The organism is Methylobacterium sp. J-118, from assembly GCF_057836565.1.
Genome location: NZ_JBYQFA010000001.1, coordinates 5,431,363 through 5,454,483, shown reverse-complemented (window position 1 = coordinate 5,454,483; position 23,121 = coordinate 5,431,363). Strand labels below are relative to the sequence as shown.

Genomic DNA, 23,121 nt, shown 5'->3' with positions numbered 1-23,121 from the left:
GATGCGCACGGCCCTGGCGCGGTTCGCGCGCAACCGCCTGGCGCTCGCCGGGGCGGCGGTTCTCGTCGGACTGGTCGTCCTCGTGGCGCTCACGCCGCTGCTCTATCCCGGCGACCCGTTCCGCCTGGTCGGCCCGGCCCTCCAGCCGCCGGGCCGGTCCTTCCTGTTCGGCACCGACACGCTAGGGCGGGACGTGGCCGCCGAGATCGCCTACGGCGCCCGCACCTCCCTGATCATCGGCCTCAGCGCGACCGGGGCTGCGATCCTGCTCGGGACCCTGATCGGCGGGCTCGCCGGCTATTACCGGGGCGGCGTCGAGGTCGCGCTGATGCGGCTCACGGAGTTCTTCCAGACGATCCCCGCCCTCGTGCTGGCGATCCTGATCGTGGCGATCCTCTCGCCGTCGCTCGGCAGCGAGGTCGTGGCCATCGTGGCCGTCTCCTGGCCCGGCATAGCCCGTCTCGTGCGCGGGGAGTTCGTGGCGCTCGGCGGCCGCGAATTCGTCCTCGCCTGCGACGGCCTGGGCGCGGGCGACGCCCGCATCGTCTTCCGCCACATGCTGCCGAACTGCACCTCGGCGATCATCGCGGTCGGGACGCTGCTCATCGGTACGGCGATCCTGATCGAGGCGGGGCTCGCCTTCCTCGGCCTGGGCGATCCGAACGTGATGAGCTGGGGGCTGATCATCAGCTCGGGCCGCGCGGTCCTCCGGTCGGCGTGGTGGATCTGCACCTTCCCCGGGCTCGCCATCCTGCTGACCGTCCTCGGCATCAACCTCGTCGGAGACGGGCTGAACGAGGTCCTGAACCCGAGGCTGCGAGAGCGATGAGCGACGCCGTCCTCGAGATCGAGAAGCTGACGATCACGCTGCCGCCCGGCGCGGACCGGCCGCACGCCGTCACCGATCTGGATCTGGTCCTGCGCCCCGGCGCGGTCACCTGCCTGATCGGCGAGAGTGGATCGGGCAAGTCGATGGTGGCCCGCGCGATCCTCGGGCTGCTGCCGGGGCCGCGCGTCCGGGTGGCCGGCGGCCGCATCCAGTTCGAGGGCGATGATCTCGCGGCGATCACGCCGCGGCGGATGCGCGGCGTCCGGGGCGCGCGCATCGCGATGATCTTCCAGGAGCCCATGACGGCGCTCAACCCGCTCCACACGATCGGGCGCCAGATCGACGAGGTCCTGCGCATCCACACCCCGCTCGGGCGCGGTGCCCGCCGGACGCGCATCCTCGCGCTCCTCGACAGCGTCCACTTGCCCGACCCGGCCCGGCTCCTGCGCGCCTACCCGCATCAGCTCTCGGGCGGCCAGCGCCAGCGGGCGATGATCGCCATGGCGCTGGCGCTGAACCCGCGGCTGCTCATCGCCGACGAGCCGACCACGGCGCTCGACGTCACCACGCAGGCGCAGATCCTCCACCTGATCCGCGCCCTGCAGCGCGAGCACGGCACGAGCGTCCTGTTCATCACGCACGATTTCGGCGTCGTGGCCGACATCGCCGACACGGTGGCGGTGCTGCAGAAGGGCGTCCTGGTCGAGCAGGGGCCCGCGGCCGCGGTGCTCGGGGCGCCGCAGCATCCCTACACGCGCGCCCTCATCGCCGCCGTGCCGAAGCTGGCGCCGCCGCCGCGCCGGGCCGCCAGCACCGCCCCCCTGGTGGTGGAGGCCCGGAACGTGGAGAAGACCTACGGTGCCCGGGGCCTGTTCGGGGGCCGCGTCATCCGCGCCCTCGACGGCGTGGACGTCACCCTGCGGCGGGGCGAGACCCTGGGGCTCGTCGGCGAGAGCGGCTCGGGCAAGAGCACGCTCGCCCGGGCGATCACCCGGCTGATGCCCGTCGACGGCGGGGAGATCCTCCTCGCCGGGCACAGCGTCGCCGAACTGAGCCGCCGCCAGATGCGCCCGCACCGGCGGCGCGTGCAGATGGTGTTCCAGGACCCCTACGGCTCCCTCGACCCGCGCCAGCGCGTGATCGACATCGTCGCCGAGGGGCCGATCATCCACGGCACCGAGCCCGGGACCGCGCAGGCCGAGGCGCGCGCGATGCTGGCGCTGGTTGGCCTCGACCCCGCGGCGGCGCAGCGCTACCCGCACGAGTTCAGCGGCGGCCAGCGCCAGCGGATCGGCATCGCCCGGGCGCTCGCCATGAAGCCCGAGATCCTGGTGGCCGACGAGCCGGTCTCGGCCCTGGACGTCTCCGTGCAGGCGCAGGTCCTGGCGCTGCTCGCCGACATCAAGGCGCGGCTCCATCTCAGCATGCTGTTCGTGACCCACGATCTCCGGGTCGCGCTGCAGGTCTGCGACCGGATCGCCGTGATGCGGGCCGGCCAGGTGGTCGAGGTCGCCCCCACGGCCGAGATCTTCTTCGCGCCCAAGCACCCCTACACCCGGGCGCTGTTCGCCGCCGTGCCCGGCGCCCAGTGGCAGGAGCCGATCCCCGCATGACGCCCGAGCAGCCCCTCTCCACGGACCCGTTCCTGCCCGGGCCGCGGGCCCGCGTCGCCGGCGCCGCAACCGGACCGCTCGCCGGCCTCGCCTTCGCCGTCAAGGACCTGATCGACGTCGCGGGCTTCCCCACGGGGGGCGGCAATCCGGACTGGCCGCGCGTCTACCCGACGCCGGACCGCCACGCCGGCGTGGTGCAGGTGCTGCTCGATGCCGGCGCCTCGGTCGTCGGCAAGACGGTGACCGACGAGGTCTCCCTGGGGATCCTCGGCGAGAACGCCCATGACGGGACGCCGTTGAACCCGGCGGCGCCGGACCGGGTGCCCGGCGGCTCGTCGAGCGGCTCGGCCTCGGCGGTGGCCGCGGGCGCCTGCGACTTCGCGTTGGGGACGGATACCGGCGGCTCCGTACGCGTGCCGGCGAGCTTCTGCGGCCTCTACGGGATCCGGCCGACCCACGGCCGGATCGACTTCGCCGGGATCTGCGTCCAGGCGCCGAGTTCGGATACCTGCGGCTGGTTCGCCCGGGACGCGCGCACCTTCGCGCGGGTCGGCGAGGTCCTGTTCGGCCAGGCGATGCCGGACCACCTGCCGCACACGCTGCTCGTGGCCGCGGACGCGCTCGGCTTCGCCGACGCGGCGGTCCAGGAGGCGCTGGCCCCGCGGATCGACCGCCTGGCCGCGCTGATCGGCAATCGCCGCGACGTGACGCTGGCGCCGCAGGGCCTGTCCGTGTGGCAGCGGGCGCAGCGCGTCCTGCAGAGCAGCGAGGCCTGGCAGACCTTCGAGCCCTGGCTCGATAGCTGCAACCCGCGCCTGGCCTTCTCGGTCGCCCGGTCCCTGATCCAGGGCGCGACGATGACCGATGCCGAGCGCAGCGCCGCCAGCCTGATGCGGATCGAGGCCCGGGCCCGCCTCGCGCGGCTGCTTCCCCCCGGCACCATCCTGTGCCTTCCGACCACCCCGTTCCCGGCGCCCCGGCGCGGGCTGCCCCTCGGCGCGCTGCACCCGCTGCGGGAGCGCATCGCGTGCCTGACGAGCCACGGCGGCCTCACCGGCGTTCCGCAGGTGAATCTGCCGGGCGCGCAGGTCGACGGCGCTCCGCTGGGGCTGTCGATCATTGGGGGGCGCGGGACCGACCTCGACCTGATCCGCACCGCGGTCGCCCTGGAGGGCTGAATGGACGTGACCCTGATCCGCCCCGCGGTATGCCGTGATCGGGCGTGACGACGGCTCCAGTCCGGGATATCGTCGACGGCCGACCGCCTTGTGGGATGCCACGGGCGCGGGCGCGTTAAACCGCGTGCGCAATTCACCCGCCCCCGGGCCGCCGCCCGCCTTCTTGGGGGCCGCGGCCGCCGAGACCACCGTCGGGGTGTTCGCACGGAACGCGGCGGTTCGGGCGTGCGGGAGGCGTCGATCCAATCCCCGAGGCTGCGGAACGCCCGCGCCGACCCGCCCATCGACACCGCCGCGGGTGTCGGCGCGCGACGGCGCCGGTCGTGCGCTGATCGATCCCGCCGCGGGTCAGACCGGAGACGTCATCCGCTCGGCATCGGCGACGACGGCTCTCACGCGCGCGTCCAGACCTGCCTTCAGGGCAATCCACCGCTCCCGGCCTCTTCCGGGATTGGTCGCACGCGCGGTGCTCTGCATCGGTCCGAGACGCGCCACCATGATAATGCCCGCCAATTGCAATGAATCCGGCAGCACGTCAGTCGCTCAGGATTCTGTGCCAATGTCGGACGAATTCATCCCGTTCTGGAGATTGTTGGTCTCCGCGGAAGAACAGCTTCAGTGGGGCATCGAGCCGGAGACCATGGAGGATACGGCCCGAACGCTCGCGTGCCGGCATCCGGGCAGCGCATTGGCCGAGCGCCTGATGGCGCGGGCGGCCTATGTCAGGGTCATGGGCGCGCGCATGCCGAGCCACGGGACACGGACGGCGTCCGCACCCCCGCGAGGGGCCTGAGCGCCACCGGATCGCCCCACGGGCGAGACGGGGCTCAGGCGACCCTGTGGCGGTCCGCCGGAGCCTGCGGCGCCGGAGCGGCGGCGTTGGCCTGGTCGGTCAAGGTCCGAAGGGCCGCCACCATCGCGTCGGTCTGCGCGTCCAGGGTCGGCGTGGCCTGACCGTCGCGGCTGCCGCGCCACACCATCAGGAAGCTGGCCAGCACGGCCGCGGCGCTGGCCACGAACGGTGCGGTGATCAAGGCGGCGAGCGGACTGACGGGCCCCAGCAGGGCGGCCGTCGCCACGCCGCCGCCGAGTGCTGCCACGACCAGGAAGAGCATCGGAGCCTCGCCCGACAGAGGGAGCCGACCCCATCGGTCGGCCCCTGTCCCGCCAATAGGATGAATTCGTTACCGACCGATTAACGACAAGGTCTACGGTCAGCATAGATCTTAGCAATTCGGGTTCAGGCGAAGCTTCGAACCCATATCCAAACGACGTGACCGCAATCCGCAGGTCCCGAGCGGGATCGCGCCGCCATACGTCCCGGAGGCAGCCGGCCCGGGCATTGTCGACGGTCGAGCCGGGCCCCGCAACGCGGACGTTCCTGCACAGGACAGGGCTATCGGGCCATCGATGACCCGCAACACCCCTTAAGATTTCGCAAACCGCGGCGAGAGACATGCCGGATCTCGCCGCACTGCAGCGAAGGCACCGGGGGCCGGCCGTCGCATCCTCCCGGCATCTTGAGCCGGCGGCCGGGACGGGCGGTTAACCATACGCCGCCTGCCGGAGCCGCACGATCGGCCCGTCGCGCCGGCCGGGTTGCAATCGATCGCTAAATGGCTAAGCTCATGCGTATGTACTACTGAGGAGGGCGGCGATGAAATCAGTCTATCCCCAGGGCGAAGACCGTATGGAAGCCCCGCTTCCGTCGGCACCGGCGATCCCTTCGCTGCACGAGGACCTCGTCCTCCAGGAGCAGATGCGGCGCCTCCACAACACGCGCGCCCGCCAGCGCGCCGCCCGGCATCATCGCGCCGGCCGATAACCGCTGTAAATGCCGTGCTCGATTCCGTGCTCCTCGTCTGCGCCGTGATCGCCATCGTGGGGACGGCGGTCCGGATCGGCATCGCCGCCTCCGTCCCGGCCATCCGCCGCCGCCGAATCGAGTGGGATGATCCCGCCGAGGCGGAGGGCTGAGGGGAAGGGCCGCCAGCGGGCTCGGCAGGCGTCAGCGCCGGTCTTTCGGGCCGGATCGACGGTCCGGCGAAGGTCGGGCCTGGCGCCATCCCCCGCGCGTTTCGGATCGACGCGGGGGCGCGGCGCCCCTATACGCGCCCGGCGGGCGGCGCGGTGATCGGCGCCTTCGCGTCCGCTGAGGGATCCGGCGTGGCGGAGAGCGTGGCAATCGTCGGCCTCGGCTATGTCGGGCTCCCGCTCGCCCTGGCCTTCGGCCGGACGCGGACCACGATCGGCTACGAGCACTCCGCCGACAAGGTGGCGGCCTACCGCGCCGGGCGCGATCCCGCGGGCGAGATCGACGCGGCGGCGTTCCGGGCCGCCGAACACCTCGCGGTCACCGACGACCCGACCCGGCTGGCGGCGGCCGACGTGATCATCGTCACGGTCCCGACCCCGGTCGACGCGGCCCAGCGCCCGGATTTCGATCTGCTGATCCGGGCCTCGGCGCTGGTCGGGCAGCACATGCGGCCCGGGGCGACCGTGGTGTTCGAATCGACGGTCTATCCCGGCGCCACCGAGGAGATCTGCATCCCCGTCCTGGAACGGTGCTCCGGCCTGCACTGGAAGACGGATTTCTTCGTCGGCTACTCACCCGAGCGGATCAATCCGGGCGACCGGGAGCACAGCCTCGCCCGGGTGGTGAAGATCGTCTCCGGCGACGGCCCCGAGACCCTGGCGCGGCTGACCGCGCTCTACGGATCGATCATCGAGGCGGGGGTCCACGCCACCGCGTCGATCCGGGTGGCGGAGGCCGCCAAGGTCATCGAGAACACCCAGCGCGACCTGAACATCGCCCTCATGAACGAATTGTCGCTGATCTTCGACAAGCTCGGCCTCGACACGCTGGAGGTGCTCGCAGCCGCCGGGACCAAGTGGAATTTCTTGCCGTTCCGCCCGGGGCTCGTCGGCGGCCACTGCATCGGGGTCGACCCGTACTACCTCACCCACAAGGCCGCGATGATCGGCCACCACCCGCAGGTGATCCTGGCCGGGCGGCGCATCAACGACAGCATGGCCGCCCACGTCGCCCGCGGGACGGTCAAGCGCATCGTCCGGCAAGGCGGCGGCGGCCGGAGCGCGCGGGTCATCGTGCTCGGCCTGACCTTCAAGGAGAATTGTTCGGATGTGCGCAATTCCAAGGTCGCCGATCTCATCCGGGAGCTCGGGGAATTCGGCTGCGCCGTGTCGGTCCACGACCCCCGCGCCGGGAAAGCGGAGGCCCGGGCCGCCTATGGCCTCGACCTCGTCGACTGGGCCGACCTGCCGGGGGACGCGGACGCGGTGGTGATCGCCGTCCCGCACGGCGACTACGCCCGGCTCGGGCCGGCGGCGATCGCCGCGCGGGCGAAGCCCGGGGGCCTGATCGTGGACGTGAAGGGGCTGTACGACCGGGCCGACTTCGAGGGGATCGGCTACGAGGTCTGGCGGCTGTGACCGCCGCGATGTCCGGCCCTGCGACGAACCCCGGGATGAGACACAGGCCATGATCGAGACGGGCGACGATGACCGGCACGCACGCTACCCCGACGCGCGGATCCGCGCGATCCTGAACGCCACGCGCACGATCGCCCTGGTCGGAGCCTCGGCGAACCCGGCGCGCCCGAGCTGGATCGTGCTGAAATATCTGCTCGACCGGGGCTACGCGGTCACCCCGGTCAATCCCGGACTCGCCGGCCAGGATCTGCTCGGGCGCCGGGTCGCGGCCTCGCTCGCCGAGGTCCAGGCCACGCTGGGCGGCCCGCCGATCAACATGGTCGAGATCTTTCGCAATTCGGCCGCCGCGGGTCCCCTGGTCGACGAGGCGCTGGCCCTCTCGCCCCTGCCCAAGGTCATCTGGATGCAGCTCGGCGTGCGCGACGACGCGGCCGCCGCCAGGGCCGAGGCGCGCGGGCTCACGGTGATCATGAACCGCTGCCCCAAGATCGAGTACGGGCGGCTCTCCGGGGAGATCGGCTGGACCGGCGTGAATTCCCGCATCCTCAGCGCCAGGAAGCCCGTGCTGGCGGGCCGGGGCGTCCAGCGGCTGACCATCGCCGAGCGGGGCCGGCGCGGGGACCGTTGACGGTATTCTAATACCTCATCTCATAAGTCGTTGCAGAAGAGCGATTTTTCGCGATTTCGCGATTCCGTGTTGACCCGCCATCCGGGTCCGGCTATGCACTCGGCACCGCCGCCGCGTGCACCCCACGCGGCGGCTCGTTTTTCGGCACCCCGATGCCGGAGGGCCCCGACCTGTCGGAGCCGGACGCGTCGGAACCCCTGGGATTTGGCTATGAAGACCACCTCGCTGAAGCCCGCCGAGGTCGACAAGAAGTGGATCGTGATCGACGCGGAGGGCCTCGTGGTGGGCCGGCTCGCGTCGATCGTGGCGATGCGCCTGCGCGGCAAGCACAAGCCCGCCTACACGCCCCACGTCGATTGCGGCGACCACGTCATCGTCGTCAACGCGGACAAGGTGAAGTTCACCGGCCGCAAGTACGTTCAGAAGCGCTACTACTACCACACCGGCTATCCGGGCGGGATCAAGGAGCGCACGGCCAAGTTCATCCTCGAGGGCCGGTTCCCCGAGCGCGTGGTCGAGAAGGCCGTCGAGCGCATGCTGCCCCGCGGCCCGCTCTTCCGTCAGATCCTCGGCAACCTCCGCGTCTACAAGGGTGCCGCGCACCCGCACGAGGCCCAGCAGCCGCAGGCGCTCGACGTCGGCGCCCTCAACCGCAAGAACGTGAGCGCTTGATCATGGCGACCCTGCAGTCCCTCGCCGACCTCAACCGGGCGAATACCGGCGCGGTCGACCCCGCCAACGAGGCCCCCATCCACGTCCAGAAGCTGGACGCACAGGGCCGTGCCTACGCCACCGGCAAGCGCAAGGACGCGGTCGCCCGCGTCTGGATCAAGCCGGGCAACGGCACGGTCACGATCAACAAGCGTCCGGTCGAGGTCTATTTCGCCCGTCCGGTGCTGCGCATGATCCTGCGCCAGCCGCTGGAGATCGCCGGCCGCGTCGACCAGTACGACATCAACGTCACGGTCGCCGGCGGCGGTCTCTCGGGCCAGGCCGGCGCCGTGCGCCACGGCCTCTCGAAGGCGCTGACCTACTACGAGCCCGAACTGCGCGCCCCGCTCAAGCGCGAGGGCTTCCTCACCCGCGACGCCCGCGTGGTCGAGCGCAAGAAGTACGGCCGCAAGAAGGCTCGCCGCAGCTTCCAGTTCTCGAAGCGCTGAGATCCGGTCACAGAGGTGTCACGGAGAGGGCGGTTCCTGCGGGGGCCGCCCTTTCGCATTTTCAGGCTGCGGCGCGGCCGTTGACAGGATGGGGCACCGCGCTCACCTGATCGGTGACCGTGGGGCCCGAGTCGGGCGGCGCGTGAGGATCGAAGAGCGAGACGGACGATGGCTGGCGACGGCGCGACGAAGCCCACGGTGTTCATCGACGGCGAGGCCGGCACCACCGGCCTCGGCATCCGCGAGCGCCTGGAGCGCGACGGGCGGGTCGCCCTGCGCAGCATCGCCCCCGAGCACCGCAAGGATCCGCAGGCCAAGCGCGCGCTGCTCGCCGAGGTCGATCTCGTCGTGCTCTGTCTGCCGGACGAGGCCGCCAAGGAGACGGTGGCGCTGGCCGACAGCCTGCCCGGCGGCGGCCCGCGCGTCCTCGACGCCAGCACCGCCCATCGCGTGGCCGAAGGCTGGACCTACGGCTTCCCGGAGATGACCGGGGTGCAGGGCGCCGCGATCGCCCGCGCCCGGCGGGTGGCCAATCCGGGCTGCTACCCGACCGGCGGCATCGCGCTCCTGCGCCCCCTGGTGGAGGGCGGGCTGATCCCGGCCGATCACCCGATCAGCGTCAACGCGGTCAGCGGCTACAGCGGCGGCGGCAAGAGCATGATCGAGGCCTTCGAGCAGGGCACGGCCCCGCCGTTCCAGCTCTACGGCCTCGGCTTCGCCCACAAGCACGTGCCGGAGCTGCAGCGCTACGGCGGGCTGTCCCGGCGGCCGATCTTCGTGCCGTCCGTGGGCAATTTCCGGCAGGGCATGCTGGTGAGCATCCCGCTCCACCTCGACGCGCTGCCGGGCCGGCCCGCAGCCGATGACCTGGAGGCCGCCCTGCGCGACTGGTACGCCGGCCAGCCGCTGGTGCAGGTCGTGCCGGGCGCCGGCACGGGGGCGCACCGCGAGAAGATCGAGCCGGAGGATCTCAACGACACCGACCGGCTGGAGCTGCGGGTGTTCGGCGCCTCCGACCACGGGCAGGCGGTGCTGGTGGCCCGCCTCGACAATCTCGGCAAGGGCGCCTCCGGGGCGGCGGTGCAGAATCTCGGGCTGATGCTCGGGCTCGACGGCTGAGGCCCGCGCCCCGGATCGACCGGCGATCCGGGCGCATCGTCGGCGACCAGCCGATCGCGCGGCGCGCGGCCGTCGCCGTCGGTCTCCCCGCGGGGGCTTGCAGCACGCGGCGTCGATCGGCGCGGATGCCCCGCGCGCCGCCCCGATCCCCCCACGCCGATCCCTTCCGGCGCATCGCCGTCCCGACCGCCGCGCGGGAGCGACCTTTACCGCCCATGGGTTGACGCTCCAAAGCGCGTGCCACGCAAGGCGCGCGGGAGGCGTGAGCGCATCGCAGCCGGCGCTCTCGACGGCAGAGCCATGGAAACCTCATGACGACCGAGCCCGATATCGACGCGGAGAAGCAGAAGCTGCTCAGGCACCTCGTGACGTTCGACGCGCGGATCCGGTATCCGGCGCCCTACGTCGCCTTCGCCGGGAAGCCGTCGTCCCAGATCTTCGAGAACGGCTGGCACTACGACGGCCTGGGATACCGCAACGACGTGACGGTCGGCCCCCGGGGCAGGGCCGAGGCGGCCCGGGTGTTCATCGTCGGCGACAGCACCCTGGTCGACGGCCTCGACACCGCCGATACCGTCCCCGGCCGCGTCCAGACCGTGCTCCGTCAGAGCCTCGGAGCGGGCGCGCACGTCTACAATTTCGGCGCCATTTCCAACTGCCTGAATCAGGCGATCATGCTGATCACGACGAAGCTCATCGATCTAGAGCCGGACGCGATCGTCATCCTCGCCGGCGGAACGGACGTCTTCCAGCCCTGGACCTTCGACCCGCGCCCCGGTCAGCCGTACAATCAGTTCGCCATCGAAGCCATCCACGACGACCTGTTCTCGCAGGGCACCGACACCCGCGCGGCGAGCATCGTGGATCAACGCGCGATGTTGGAAATCCTCTTTTCGAGACTGCGCAACCTGCGGCTGGTGACGTGCTGGAAGGAGGCCGCCTGGGAATGGGAGGTGGTGCGGAATTTCGAACTCTCGGTCGACCGCATCGGCCGGCTCTCCACGGGCATCGGCATTCCCATCCACCTCGTCCTGCAGCCGATGGTGGTGCGCAAACCGGCGCTGTCGGAAGAGGAACGGTCGTTCGCCACGCTCGAATTTCTCGAGTATCTCGATCGTCAATACACGAGGCTGAAGGCCGTCGTCGGAGATTACGACCGGAAATTCGGCCGGCGGAAATTCTTCACCGTCCATGATCTCAGCGACTTGTTTTTCGATCACACGGACAGCGTCTTCACCGACATCGTGCATTACAACGCGAGCGGCCGACAAAGGATGGCGGAGGAACTCGTCGGCCTGCTGAATATCGTCCGGCCCGGCGCGGCCTGACGGCAACCCGCGACCTGGGGTCGGGGCGTCGCCCGACGCCGCCCCAGAACGGCGCCCCGAGGCCATTCCCGACCCGGAGCTTCGACGCCCGAGGGACTTAGTTTGGCATGTCGTTTTCGATCTTCGCGTCCGAGTCGCGCGATGCCGGCGGGGCCTCGAACGTCGCGGCGGCGGCGGACTGAGGCATCCGGACTTGATCACCGCCCCCGGGCACTGCCTTGACTCGGCCGTTCCGAGGGCCCTAAAGCCCGCCGCGATCGGATTGCCACACTTTACGCGACACGCTGACGGGACCGGTCCTTCCCGAGGGGAGGGCGATCCAAGCCACGCCCGCTTCCTGAACTGCCGAAGCGCAGCGGCGTCCTCCGGGGATCGCGCGGCCGGCCGGAGGCCTCCTTCGGGCGGGATGGGATCGCCGGGTGCCGGGCACGGCGTCGAGCCCTCGACCGCGCGCGCCGCCGAACCGGTGTCCATCGTCCATGCTTCGACGGGATCGCGCGGGATGACCACGATGACCAACGCCGCCCTGACCGTCGCGGATTATGCCTTCGCACAGGCGGAGTTCTACACCTGCCGGCGAACGCTGGCCGACTATGCCGCGCGGCTGTCGGAAGCGGCCGACCTGCTGCGCGTACGGACCGACCGGGTGAGCATCACCGGCGTTGGCCCCATCCCCCGGCCCGCCGGCGCGCCCGTCATCGACGGTTCGGCGCTGCCCGCGGCCACCGACATCCAGCGGGCCCTGGAGCGCTATCGCGGCGCCTACGACAGGCTGCGCCGGGCCTGGGACGGACTGCCGCCGACCGAGCGCCAGGACCTGCGGCCGCCGCCCTCCGAACTGCCGACGCTGCGGCCCGCGGACGGTTAGGGCCGCGTCCCGGGAGGCCGCGCGGCGCCCGGGCGATCTCGGAGCCGGCCGTTGCGGCCCGCCGGAGCCCTGGCTATCAGTTGCGCCCGCTCGAGACCTCAGGACGACATGGACGCCGCGCCGCACTCCGACCTGTCCGCTCCGGAACGTTCGGAGCCCGCCCGCGCGGTATCCCCCGAGACCGCCGCGGTCGCGCAGGCGATCTCGGAATCCGGCCTGTTCGACCCCGCCTGGTACGCGGCCCGCCATCCGGAGGCGGCCGACGATCCGCTCGCCCACTACGTCGCGCACCGGACCGAGGCCGGGTTCGATCCGAACCCCCTGTTCGACACCGCGTGGTACCGGGCCCAGGCCCCGCAGGCCGGGGCGGGCGCGCTCCTGCACTACGTCACGCACGGCGCCGCCGCGACGCTCGATCCGCACCCGCTCTTCGATACCGCCTGGTACTTCGCCTGCAACAGCGACGTGGCCGGGGCGGGGGCGAACCCGCTGCAGCACTACCTCGCCGAGGGGGGCCGCGAGGGCCGCAACGTCCATCCGCTGTTCGACACCGGATGGTACCTGCGCCAGCGCCCGGACGTGCGGGCGGCGGGACTCAACCCGCTGCTGCACTTCCTCGCCGATGGCGGCCGGGAGGGCGTCGATCCCCATCCCCTGTTCGACAGCGCGTGGTATCTCGCCCGCCACCCGGAGGTCGCGGCCACCGGCGAGAACCCCCTCGTCCATTACCTGCGGGCCGGCGCGCGGCTCGGCTACGACCCGCATCCGCTGTTCGACACGGCGTGGTACCGCGGCCGGTTCCCGGATGCGGGGGAGAACGCGCTGCTCGATTATCTCGGCCGGGATCCCGAGGACGGCGCCGAGCCGCACCCGCTGTTCGACTCGCCCTGGTACCTCGACCAGGCGCCGGACGTCGCCGAGAGCGGGATGAACCCGGCGATCCATTATTTCACCGAGGGGGCCCGGGCCGGCCTCGGCCCGCACCCGCTGTTCGATCCCGCCCACTACCTGCGGCAGGTGCCGGAGGCGGCCGAGGCCCGGGCGAACCCGCTCCTGCATTACCTGAAGGACCGCGGCGAGACCGACCCGCATCCCCTGTTCGACGCGGCCTGGTATCTGCAGCGCAACCCCGCGGCCCGGGGCGGCAACCCGCTGCTGCATTACCGGCGGCACGGCGCCGGGCTCGATCCGCATCCGCTGTTCGACGCCGCCTTCTACCGCGCCCGGAACACGGATCTCGTCGCGAGCGGGGGGAGCCCGCTCGCGCATTTCATCGCGGGGGGCGCCGCCGAGGGCCGCGACCCCTGCCGGCTGTTCGACACGTCCTGGTACCTCGCGCGCAATCCGGACGTGGCCGGCTCCGGGCAGAACCCCCTGGTCCACTTCCTCGGCGACGGCGGCCGGGAGGGGCGCGACCCGCACCCGCTGTTCGACAGCGGCTGGTATCGCGGCCGGGTCCCGGATCTCGGCGCGGCCAACCCCCTCGTCCACTATCTGGCGCACGGGATCCGGGCCGGCATCGATCCGAACCCCCTGTTCGACGCCGCGTGGTACCGGGCGCGCCATCCCGAACTCGGCCCGGATGCGGATCCGCTGGCCGACTACATCGCGCGCGGGGTCCATATCGGCTCCGAGCCGCACCCGCTGTTCGACGGCGGCTGGTACCTGCGGACCTATCCGGACCTGATCGACGCCCACGAGACGCCGCTGCACCATTACCTGCATCTCGGCGTGGCGGAGGGACGGGATCCGAGCCCGGACTTCTCGACCCGCTGGTATCTCGAACGCCACCCCGACGTGGCGCGCGCCGGCCTCAACCCCCTCGCCCATTTCGCCGTCGCCGGGCGCGCCGAGGGTCGGGCGCCGCTGCCGCTGGAGGCCCTCCATGCCCGGCGCGTCGCCGCCGAACGGCTGGCGCTCGCCGCCGAGATCCAGGACATCCACCGCCATATCGGGCTGATGGTCGTGCGGCCGACCTTCGTCGTGCTGGTCGAGGGCGGGGATGCGGAGGCGGAGGCGCGCACGCGCGCCTCGCTGGCGCGGCAGATCTACGACCGGATCCAGGTCTGCGACACGCGGGCGGCCGCGGCCGAGGCCCTCCGGGATCGGACGGAGGCCTACCTGCTCTGGCTGAAGGCCGGCGACGCGCTGCCGCCACGCGCCCTCTACGACCTCGCCTGCGACATCAACCGGGCCCCCGCGGCGGACCTGATCTACGGGGACGAGGAGATCGAGGGGCCGGACGGGATCCTGCCGTTCTTCAAGCCCGGTTGGAGCCCGGACTACCTGGAGAGCGTCGATTATATCGGCCGGGCGGCCTGCTACCGCGGCGCGGCGGTGGCCGACCTCGTCCCGGACGCGCGCAGCGCCTTCGCGCTGAGCCTGCGCCTCGGGGCGGCGGGCGCCCCGGTGCGGCACCTGCGCCGGATCCTGCTGCGCGGGCCGGACCGGCGCTCCGGCGCGGACGAGACCGAGCGGGCGCTGATCGGCGAGCACCTGGCGCGGACCGGCCGCGCGGGCGCCCGCGTCGAGGCCGCGCGCGGCGCACGTCGCTACGCCGTCGCCCCGGGGCCGCGCGACGAGACCGTCTCGCTGATCGCCGCGCTGGCGCTCGGGCCCGCCGGCGGGGAGCCGCGGGCGGTCGCGGCCTTCCTCGATCGGATCGCGGCGATCCGCGAGGCATCGAGCCACGGCTCCCTCGACGTGGTCGCCGTCCTCGACCGGGAGGCCGGCGCCGCCGAGGCGGGGGCGCTCTGGGCGGCCGGATGCCGGACCGTCGCGGCCGAGCCCGCGGCCGGCCCCGCGCGGGGGTTCAACGCCGGCGCCCGGGCGGCCACGGGCCCGTTCCTGCTCTTCCTCGATCCGGATCTGGAGCCGGTCGAACGCCACTGGATCGAGCGCATGCTGATCCAGTTCGACAAGCCCGCGATCGGCGTCGTCGGGGCCCGCCTGATCGGTGCGGACGGGCAATTCCGGCATGCGGGCATCGTGATGAACGGTGGCAGCCCCGAGCCGATCCGCGAGGGCCATGGCGGCGCCGACGGCTACTTCTTCAGCGCGGCGGCGGCGCGGAATTTCCTCGCCGTGAGCGGCGCCTGCCTGATGACCCGGGCCGAGGCGTTCCGCGCGGCCGGCGGCTTCGACGCGGGTCTGGACGGGGCGCTGTGGGACGTCGACTACTGCCTCGGCCGGCGCGCGGCGGGCCTCCGGGTCGTCTACGAGCCGGGGGCGGTGCTGGCCGACACGCGCCCGGGGCGGCCATCGCCGATCCGGGCCGACGAGGCCGCGCGCTTCACGCGGCGCTGGGGGGCGCGGATCGCGCACGATCCCTACTACAACGCGGCCGTCCTGCGGCTGGGGCCGCCGAACTACGATGGCCAGCCGGTGCCCTGAGGGCGCGGGCGGGCGAGTTTACGGGGCCGAGCGGTTCCATTAGTGCGCTCAGCGAGACCACATCCGCGCGGCCATCGACCGCCGCCCCAGCACCGAGTCCTCCGGCACCAAGTCCTCATGAGCCCGACCGACCCGATCCGCGCGACCGCGCCCGCGAGCCCTGCGGGCGCCCTGCGCCCGAGCCGAGAGGTGCCGTGATGGTGCTGCGCTTCACCCGGGGCGGCCGTCGCAGCCTGAGCGGCCTCGGCCGGACCGTCGGCAAAGCCATCGCCCACAGCGGCGCCCTGCGCGCGCTGAGCCGCCTCGACGGGCGCTATCACCGGTGGGCGGGGGCGCCGGAGACCCGCGCGAGCCGCAATCCCCTGGTGCGCCTCCTCGCCCGCGGCGGCCTGCCGGCCGCCACCGATCCGACCGCCGAGGCCGAGCAGCTCGCCGCCCTCGCACCCCATTTCGACGCGGCCTTCTACGAGAGCTGGTACGGGATCGGCGGCCCGGCGGCGCTGCGCGACTATCTCCGCACCGGCTGGCGCCAGGGCCGGGACCCGCGTCCGGACTTCTCGACCGCCGCCTACCTCGCCGCGCACCCGTTCCTCGCGCACACGGAGGTGAATCCGTTCCTGCACTACCTGCGCGCCCTGCTGGCTCGGGGCGTGCAGGCGATCCCGCAACCCGACCCCCGCCGCGCGGCCCGCCTCGCGCGCCGGCTCGTCGACGGCGACCATTATCTCGCCGGAAACCCCGACCTCCGGGCCGCCGGCGTCGATCCCGGCAGCCACTACATGAATTCGGGCTGGCGCGAGGGCCGCGACCCGTCGCCGAACTTCGACGTCCCGTATTACTGCCTGTCGCACGGCATCAGCTACGCAACCGAGAATCCGCTGCTGCACTACGTCCGGCACGGCGGCAAGGCGCGGCCGGCGAGCGAGGACGAGGCGGTGGCCTTCCGGATCGCGACGATCGCGCCGTATTTCGACGCCGCCTATTACCGCGGCCGCGGCGACGACCGGTCCGACGAGAAGCTCCTGCGCGCCTACGCGGCCGGCGCATGGCGCGAGATGCGCAGCCCGCGCCAGGATTTCGACCCGGCGGGGTTCGTGCAGGCGCGGGCCGACAACCGCGTGGTGCGCGGCGACCCGTTCTTCCGCACCATCGCCGAGACGCTGCTCGCGGGGGAGACGCCGTTCTCGGGTCCCGGCCAGATCAGCTTCCCGGCGGTCGACGACGACTGGTACCGGGCGACCTACGCGGACGTGCGCGGCAGCGGCCTGCGGCCCTACGCGCATTTCGCCAGCACGGGCTGGCGCGAGGGCCGCGATCCGGGACCGCAGCACGCGACGCTCTACACGTTGCTGCGCGTCTGCGGCTTTCGCCCGGAACGGCCGCCCGTGGAGGACACGGCCTGGATCGCGCAGATCGGCCGCGAGCCGGTCGACCGCGAAGCGTATCTGCGGCTGCAGACCGCCCTGGCGGCGCTGCATTTCGATCACGCCTACTACCGCGCGCGCTACGGCGTGCCCGATACGGTCGACGCGGTCCGCGACTATTGCGAGCGCGGCTGGCGGACGGGGCGCAATCCGCGCGCGGATTTCAACGGTCAGGACTACCTCGACCAGCACGGTTCCGTGCTGGAGACCGGGGTGGCGCCCTTCGTCCACCACCTCGCCACCGCGGTGATGCTCGGCGTCGACGTCGCGGCCGGAACCTTCGACCCGCGCTACGGGGCGCCGCCCTCGGAGGCGGACGAGGCCCTGGCCGACGAGGCGCTCCTGATGGAGCCCCATTTCGACGCCGATTTCTACGCGAGGCGCTATCCCGACGTCGCCGGGGCCCGGGGCGGGCCGCTCGCCCATTTCGTCGCCCACGGCCAGCACGAGGGACGGCTGCCGAACAAGCGCTTCTCGTACGATTTCTACGGCAAGACCTACGGCCACCTGCTGGCCGCGGGGGAATCGCCGTTCCTGCACTACGTCCGCACCGGCCACGCCGCCGGGCTGATGGCCTGCCCCGAGGATCTCGGCACCTGGCCGGCCATGACCGCCCCCGAACCGCACGAATGGGACGGCCTGCCCCGGGCCCTGCCGATCGCCGGGGCCGACGTCGTCGTCATCATGCCGGTCTACAAGGGGCGCGGCGAGACCCTGCGCGCCATCCATGCCTGCCTGTCGGCCCGGCAGCGGACCCGGTTCACGCTGCTCGCCATCAACGACCGCTCGCCCGATCCGGGTCTCACCGCGGAGCTGGCGGATCTCGCCGGCCGCGGCCTGTTCCACCTCGTCGAGAACGCGCAGAATCTCGGCTTCGTGCGCTCGGTCAACCGCGGCCTGTCCCTGCGCCAGGGCAAGGCCGTCGTCTTGCTCAATTCCGACGCCCAGGTCTTCGGCGACTGGCTCGACCGCCTGGTCGCCCATGCCGAGGCCCGGCCGCTTGTCGGCAGCATCACGCCGCTGTCGAACAACGCCACGATCTGCAGCTATCCGAAGTTCAACGCCAACAACAGCATGCAGCTGGAGATCGCCCGGCCCGAGCTCGACGCCGCCGTGGCCCGGATCAACCGGGGGCATGCCGTGACGGTGCCCACCGGCGTCGGCTTCTGCATGTACATGACGGCGCCGTCCCTGGAGGCCGTCGGGGTTCTCGACGAAATCGCCTTCGGCAAGGGCTACGGCGAGGAGAACGACTGGTGCATGCGCGCGCTCAAGGCGGGTTACGTCAACCTGCTCGCCGAAGACGTGTTCGTCTATCACGCCGGCCAGATCTCGTTCGGGCTCGACGAGGGCGGCGAGTACGACCAGGGGCAGGCGGCCTTGCTCGCCAAGCACCCCGACTATCCGGCCGTGGTCGGCCAGTTCGTCCAGGCCGATCCCGGCCGCCGGACGCGGGCGCGGATCGACCTGTACCGGCTGGCCCGGCACTTCCGGGAGCGGGCCGTGCTGTTCGTGACCCATAGCTGGGGCGGGGGCATCCAGCGGCACATCGAGGACATGATCGCCCGACTCCAGGGGGAGGGGACCAGCGTGGTCCTGCTGTCGGTCGACCGGGACCGCAACCTCCAGATCAACGTCTCGTACCGCAGCGGCGACCTGCTCTACCTGCCGACGGTCGAGAGCCTGTATCTCCCCCACGACGAGGCCCAGATCGCCGAGTTCCTCGGCTGGCTGGCGCCGCAAGTGATCCACGTCCACTCGCTGGCCGGCCTGCGCTGGTCGGCGGCGCGGACGATGATGCGGCTGGTGGCGGAGTCCGGGCGCCCCTACGCCTGGACGCTGCACGACTTCTCGCCGGTCTGCCACCGCAACCACCTGGTCCAGCCCGACGGCAGCTATTGCGGGCTCGCCCCGGTCCCGGTCTGCCGCGGCTGCCTGAATGCGGACCAGCAGGGCTTTGAGGAGCCGGATCCGGAGGCGCGGCGGGCGGCGTTCGGCGGGTTCCTGGCCGGTGCCGCGCGGGTCTTCGCCCCCTCGCCGGACACGGCCGGGCGGCTCGCCGCGGCCTATCCGGATCTCGCGATCACCGTGCGGCCCCATTTCGAGGCGGACCGCCGGATCCGGCCCGCGATCCGCAAGCGCCAGGAGGGCCGGCGCCGGGTGGCGGTACTCGGCGCTATCAACATGATGAAGGGCGCGCGCTTCCTCCAGGCGCTCGCCGTGGATGCCCGCGACCGGGACCTGCCGATCGACTTCACCATCGTGGGCTTCTCCGACCCGGCGCTGCGTCCGGCGCTGAAGGCCGTCGGCGTGACCGAGACCGGCCGCTACAGCAGCGACGACGAGGCCCTGGACCTCACGGCGCGCGCCTTCGCCGACATCGTGCTGCAGCCGGCGATCTGGCCGGAGACCTACTCCTACGCCCTGACCCTGGGCCTGCGCACCGGCCTGCCGGTGGTGGCCTTCGACCTCGGCGCGCAGGGGGAGCGGCTGCGGGCCTATCCGCACGGGCACGTCCTGCCCTACGGGCTGATCCACGATCCGTCCGGGTTCAACGACCGCCTGCTCGCGGTCGACGTCTCGCCACGCGGCCGGATCCGCGGGCCCATCGCGGCGGCCGAGTACGGCGATCTGATGCGCGACTATTACGGCCTGGACCCGGCGCCGGCCGGGACGGAGCGCCTCGCCGCCGCGGACGCGGCCTGATCGCCGTCCCGGGCGATCCGGGCTTCAATCGCCGTCGCGGTCATGCTCTGGGCAGAGAGGGCGCGGGTCTCCGCTCGCGTGTGGGCTACGGAGTTCGCACAGCGCGGCCGGATGCAGGCCAGGCCGCCCCCCGCGCGTCTCCCTCCCCCCTCTGCGGGGGAGGGTGGCCCCCGAAGGGGGTCGGGAGGGGGGAGGGAGGGCGCGCAGGTACGGCCATTGCCCCCATCCGGCAGCGATACGCGAACATCGAAGCCGGCTTACCTTTTTCTGTGCCGGAGGCCCATAAATCCGGCGGCTCAGATCGTCCCGTCGAGGCGCAGGTTGGCAGCCGGGTAGTCGATCATCGTCCGGCGCTGCTCGGGGGAATTGGTCCAGCCGCCCGGCCGGATGTAGTCGCCGGTATCGACCACCTCGACCACGTTCCGGACGGTCGGGATCTCCCGGAACCGGTGATCGTAGCCGTTGGCGAAGGTGACCACGGTCTCGACCGAGTCGGACAGGTAGCAGATCGCCGGCCCGAGCGTCCCGAACCCGAAGACGAGGTGGCGCCCGTTCACCAGGGCGGCGGTGTCCTCGACGATGGTCCCGCTCTGCACGGTGAACGGGATCGCCCGGGCCGCGAGATGGGCTTTCAGCGCCTCGATCACCGGGTTCAGGCGGTTCTCGTAGACGAGCTTGACCCGGCCGATGCGGCCCGCCTCCAGGAAGCGGTCGATGACCAGGGTGTAGAAGGACAGCGGCGGCTGGATATAGGCCGCGTTGACCCAGGTGCTGAACACGTCGCCCGACCGGAGATGGATGATGAGTTCGTCCTCGGGCTTCGGCGCGAACACGGGCGGCAGCAGGTTGTACAGCGGGTGGATGACCGTGCGGACCATCGCGCGCTTCTCCTGCGGCGTCAGCAGGTCCCGGGCGAAGCGGGTGTGGTGCTCGAGCTCCCAGAAATAGCCCTCCAGGAACCAGCCGCCCGGGGGCAGGGGGTCGGCGGCCGGCAGGAAGGTGAGGCCGCCGAGTTCCATCGGCTCGGTACGGGCGATCACCCCGCTACTCTCCCGGGTGGCGAGCTTGACGTAGCGCAGGCCCAGCCTGCGGGCGATGGCGATCGCCATCGAGTGCTGCATCAGGCCGTTGCCGAGGGCGGCGTTGAGCACGAGCGACACGCCGATCAGCGGGGCGTCCCGGGTGCCGGGGGCGCCGACGAGGGCGTAGCTCATCTGCTCGACCGCGCCGGGGGTCTCGGCCAGCAGCGGCACGTCGAGGCCGATCGCGTCGCGCAGGCGGATCAGTTCGAGGGCCGGCCGCTCGACGAAGACCTCGACCTGGGTCAGGACCAGCGGCTGGCGCTCGTCGAGGGAGACCCTGACGAAGCGGGCCCAGACCAAGCCGGCCAGGGGAAGCTGCAGGGGGATCGCCTGCCCCTTCGCCCGGAAATGGGTCAGCCCGGCGTGGATCAGGGTCCAGGCGGTCCCATCCTCCGAGACCTCGACCCGCAGCGAGCGGGCCGCCTCCCGCGCGACGTCCCGCCGGTTGTGGACGACGATCGCCGCCAGGGGCAGGCGCTGGCCCAGGTCGACCTGCCACCAGGCCGGCGGCTCCGCTTCCGTATGGGCGTTGTATTCCCGGCTGAAATCCCCGTCGACGAGCCCGTCCGGACCCAGGGGGCACCAGGCCGGCCGGGAACTCTGGCTCGCCGGCCTGCCCAGGGCGACGTTGACGTAGAGGTCCGGATCGTCGAACGGCGCGGTCATCGCCGGGCTCTGAGCAGGTCGCGGGGGCGCGGTCAACCGCCTTGCCGGCACCAGGCCATCCCGCGGCCGCCGCGCCTTGCCTGGCCGCGAGACATCCGGCTAGAGCTGCGCCCGCGCGGGGCGTGACGCGGTCCCGTCACCGCGTGGCCCTGTCGGACGCGCCCGCGCGCCATCGCCCCGGAACGGGCGGAAGCGGCTCGACCCGGCCGCCCGCGCGCCGCCGTAAATGCCGGTCCGCCGACCGTGACGGGGACATCCGGGAGCCGACGAGAGCATCGCATGGCCGCAGCAGCCGATCGGACCGAAGATTGCGTGGATGTCGCGGCCACCCGGGATCAGACACGCGCCCACGACGGCATGGCGCTGACGCTCCAGGTCGATCTCGGCGCGCGCTTCCCGATCTCGGCCGTGTCGGTCAGCCCGGTCGAGGACGGCCGGAGCGGGGCGGGGGCCGCCCTCCGGCTCGCCGTCTCGTCCGACGGGCTGACGTGGTCGGAGGTGGAGCCGGCGGGACTGACCGAGGCGGACGGGGCGATCCGGCTGGCCCTCGCCGCCGGGGTGGCGGGTTGGGCCCGCCACGTCCGCGCGGTGCTCCCCGCCGGAGCCGGGGCGACGCCCGGGCGGCTGCAGGTCTGGTGCGCCGCCGCAGCGCTCGACCTGATCGCCTTCCGCAGCCAGCTCGGCGTCGCCTTCAACATCCTGCACGAGCGTCCGGAGGCGGTGCTGCACACCTCCTACAGCCTCGTGTGCGCGCCGCATCCGCGCGCCAAGGCGATCGTCGGCCTCGCGCTCCTGGAAAACGGCGCCTTCGGCAATTGCCTCGTCCAGTACGCCATCGCCATCTCGGTGGCGCGCGCCCTCGGGCTGAAGCTCGTGAAGATCCCCAAGATCGACCGGAGCCAGGTGATCTTCCTCACGGAGCGCCTGACCTGCGCCGGGATCACGTTCATCCCCGCCGACGAGCCGCTGCCGGACGACGGCTACTTCCTGTCGGGGATGTTCTTCGATTCGCCGTTCCAGCCCCTCGTGAACGCGCGCGATCCCCTGCCGGTGCGCGCGATCGTCCACACCTACATCCGCCGGGTGTTCAACGGCCTGCCGGCGGCGTTCCCGGCCAAGCCCGCGGACGAGTTGATCATCCACATCCGGTCGGGCGACATCTTCAGCACCTGGATCGACCCGAACTACCCGCAGCCGCCGCTCGCCTTCTACCGGATGGTGATCGAGCGCCTGATGGGCGAAGGCCGGATCCGGTCGGTCAAGATGGTGTTCGAGAACCGGGCGAACCCGGTGATCCCGGCGCTGGAGGCCTATGTCGCGGAGATCGGCCTGCCGCTGACGACGCAGAGCGGCACCCTCGCCGCCGACGTCGCGGCGATCGCCGACGGCCGCTACCTCGTCTTCGGCTTCGGCTCGTTCGGCCCCGGCGTCTGCCACGTCTCGGAGCGCGTGGAGCAGGTGTTCTACTTCTCGTGCAACTGGCCGCAGGGCTTCCAGTCGATCGAGACGGTGGGCCAGGCCATCGAGGTCCGGGATGTCGGGGGCGGGTACATGAAGATCGGCGACTGGGCGAACACCGAGGCCCAGCGCCGGCTGATGATCGACTACCCGGCCGCGAATCTGGCCTTCGACGACCGGCTCTGAGCCGGGTTTCCAGAGGGCCGCTCGACACCT

17 protein-coding genes are annotated in these 23,121 nt (G+C 72.1%); 15 read left to right on the top strand and 2 right to left on the bottom strand.

Annotated features, from left to right (window positions below):
* Position 1: 1 nt before the first annotated feature.
* From AC3IF3_RS26570 to AC3IF3_RS26555, 4 genes are all read left to right on the top strand, one after another.
* The gene (locus AC3IF3_RS26570) at positions 2 to 829 is read left to right on the top strand and encodes an ABC transporter permease (RefSeq protein ID WP_489230915.1); all 828 of its coding nucleotides are present in this window, start codon (positions 2 to 4) and stop codon (positions 827 to 829) included.
* A complete protein-coding gene (locus tag AC3IF3_RS26565; protein ID WP_489230914.1) occupies positions 826 to 2,442 on the top strand; it encodes an ABC transporter ATP-binding protein in 1,617 nt (538 codons plus the stop codon). Before AC3IF3_RS26570 ends, AC3IF3_RS26565 begins: the two co-directional genes overlap by 4 nt.
* Positions 2,439 to 3,620: an amidase gene (locus AC3IF3_RS26560; RefSeq protein ID WP_489230913.1), complete on the top strand. Its 1,182-nt coding sequence runs from the start codon at positions 2,439 to 2,441 to the stop codon at positions 3,618 to 3,620. The genes AC3IF3_RS26565 and AC3IF3_RS26560 overlap by 4 nt, the downstream gene beginning before the upstream one ends.
* A 559-nt stretch (positions 3,621 to 4,179) precedes the next feature.
* Positions 4,180 to 4,413, top strand: a complete 234-nt coding sequence (locus tag AC3IF3_RS26555) for a hypothetical protein (RefSeq protein ID WP_243972761.1) — start codon at positions 4,180 to 4,182, stop codon at positions 4,411 to 4,413.
* 34 nt (positions 4,414 to 4,447) lie between these two features.
* Here the strand turns inward: AC3IF3_RS26555 and AC3IF3_RS26550 are convergent, their stop codons facing one another.
* Positions 4,448 to 4,735 (bottom strand): hypothetical protein, encoded by a 288-nt coding sequence (locus AC3IF3_RS26550; protein ID WP_489218983.1) that lies wholly within the window; start codon positions 4,733 to 4,735, stop codon positions 4,448 to 4,450.
* Between the two features lie 724 nt (positions 4,736 to 5,459).
* On the opposite strand from AC3IF3_RS26550, the gene AC3IF3_RS26545 reads away from it, so the two are divergent.
* From AC3IF3_RS26545 to AC3IF3_RS26500, 10 genes are all read left to right on the top strand, one after another.
* Positions 5,460 to 5,597 (top strand): hypothetical protein, encoded by a 138-nt coding sequence (locus AC3IF3_RS26545; protein WP_489218982.1) that lies wholly within the window; start codon positions 5,460 to 5,462, stop codon positions 5,595 to 5,597.
* 189 nt (positions 5,598 to 5,786) lie between these two features.
* Entirely contained in the window at positions 5,787 to 7,073 is a 1,287-nt protein-coding gene (locus tag AC3IF3_RS26540; RefSeq protein WP_489230912.1) for a nucleotide sugar dehydrogenase, read from the top strand.
* Between the two features lie 49 nt (positions 7,074 to 7,122).
* Entirely contained in the window at positions 7,123 to 7,701 is a 579-nt protein-coding gene (locus AC3IF3_RS26535; RefSeq protein ID WP_489230911.1) for a CoA-binding protein, read from the top strand.
* 210 nt (positions 7,702 to 7,911) lie between these two features.
* Complete coding sequence (gene rplM, locus AC3IF3_RS26530; protein WP_243972770.1) at positions 7,912 to 8,373, top strand: 50S ribosomal protein L13; 462 nt, start codon at positions 7,912 to 7,914, stop codon at positions 8,371 to 8,373.
* Positions 8,374 to 8,375: 2 nt separating this feature from the next.
* The gene (gene rpsI, locus AC3IF3_RS26525) at positions 8,376 to 8,861 is read left to right on the top strand and encodes a 30S ribosomal protein S9 (protein WP_243972771.1); all 486 of its coding nucleotides are present in this window, start codon (positions 8,376 to 8,378) and stop codon (positions 8,859 to 8,861) included.
* A 168-nt stretch (positions 8,862 to 9,029) separates the two neighbouring features.
* Positions 9,030 to 9,980, top strand: a complete 951-nt coding sequence (argC, locus tag AC3IF3_RS26520) for an N-acetyl-gamma-glutamyl-phosphate reductase (RefSeq protein ID WP_489230910.1) — start codon at positions 9,030 to 9,032, stop codon at positions 9,978 to 9,980.
* A 365-nt stretch (positions 9,981 to 10,345) separates the two neighbouring features.
* The gene (locus AC3IF3_RS26515) at positions 10,346 to 11,308 is read left to right on the top strand and encodes an SGNH/GDSL hydrolase family protein (RefSeq protein ID WP_489230909.1); all 963 of its coding nucleotides are present in this window, start codon (positions 10,346 to 10,348) and stop codon (positions 11,306 to 11,308) included.
* Between the two features lie 502 nt (positions 11,309 to 11,810).
* Complete coding sequence (locus AC3IF3_RS26510) at positions 11,811 to 12,176, top strand: hypothetical protein (RefSeq protein ID WP_489230908.1); 366 nt, start codon at positions 11,811 to 11,813, stop codon at positions 12,174 to 12,176.
* 108 nt (positions 12,177 to 12,284) lie between these two features.
* Complete coding sequence (locus tag AC3IF3_RS26505; protein ID WP_489230907.1) at positions 12,285 to 15,569, top strand: glycosyltransferase; 3,285 nt, start codon at positions 12,285 to 12,287, stop codon at positions 15,567 to 15,569.
* A 197-nt stretch (positions 15,570 to 15,766) separates the two neighbouring features.
* Positions 15,767 to 19,699, top strand: coding sequence for a glycosyltransferase (locus AC3IF3_RS26500; RefSeq protein ID WP_489231372.1), 3,933 nt, complete (start codon positions 15,767 to 15,769; stop codon positions 19,697 to 19,699).
* Between the two features lie 296 nt (positions 19,700 to 19,995).
* On the opposite strand, the gene AC3IF3_RS26495 is transcribed toward AC3IF3_RS26500, so the two are convergent.
* Positions 19,996 to 21,447 carry a discoidin domain-containing protein gene (locus AC3IF3_RS26495; RefSeq protein ID WP_489230906.1) on the bottom strand — a complete coding sequence of 484 codons (1,452 nt, stop codon included), beginning with the start codon at positions 21,445 to 21,447 and terminating at the stop codon, positions 19,996 to 19,998.
* 279 nt (positions 21,448 to 21,726) lie between these two features.
* Between AC3IF3_RS26495 and AC3IF3_RS26490 the strand changes: the two genes are divergently transcribed.
* On the top strand, positions 21,727 to 23,091 hold the full coding sequence (locus AC3IF3_RS26490) for a discoidin domain-containing protein (protein WP_489230905.1): 1,365 nt from the start codon (positions 21,727 to 21,729) through the stop codon (positions 23,089 to 23,091).
* Positions 23,092 to 23,121: the final 30 nt, after the last annotated feature.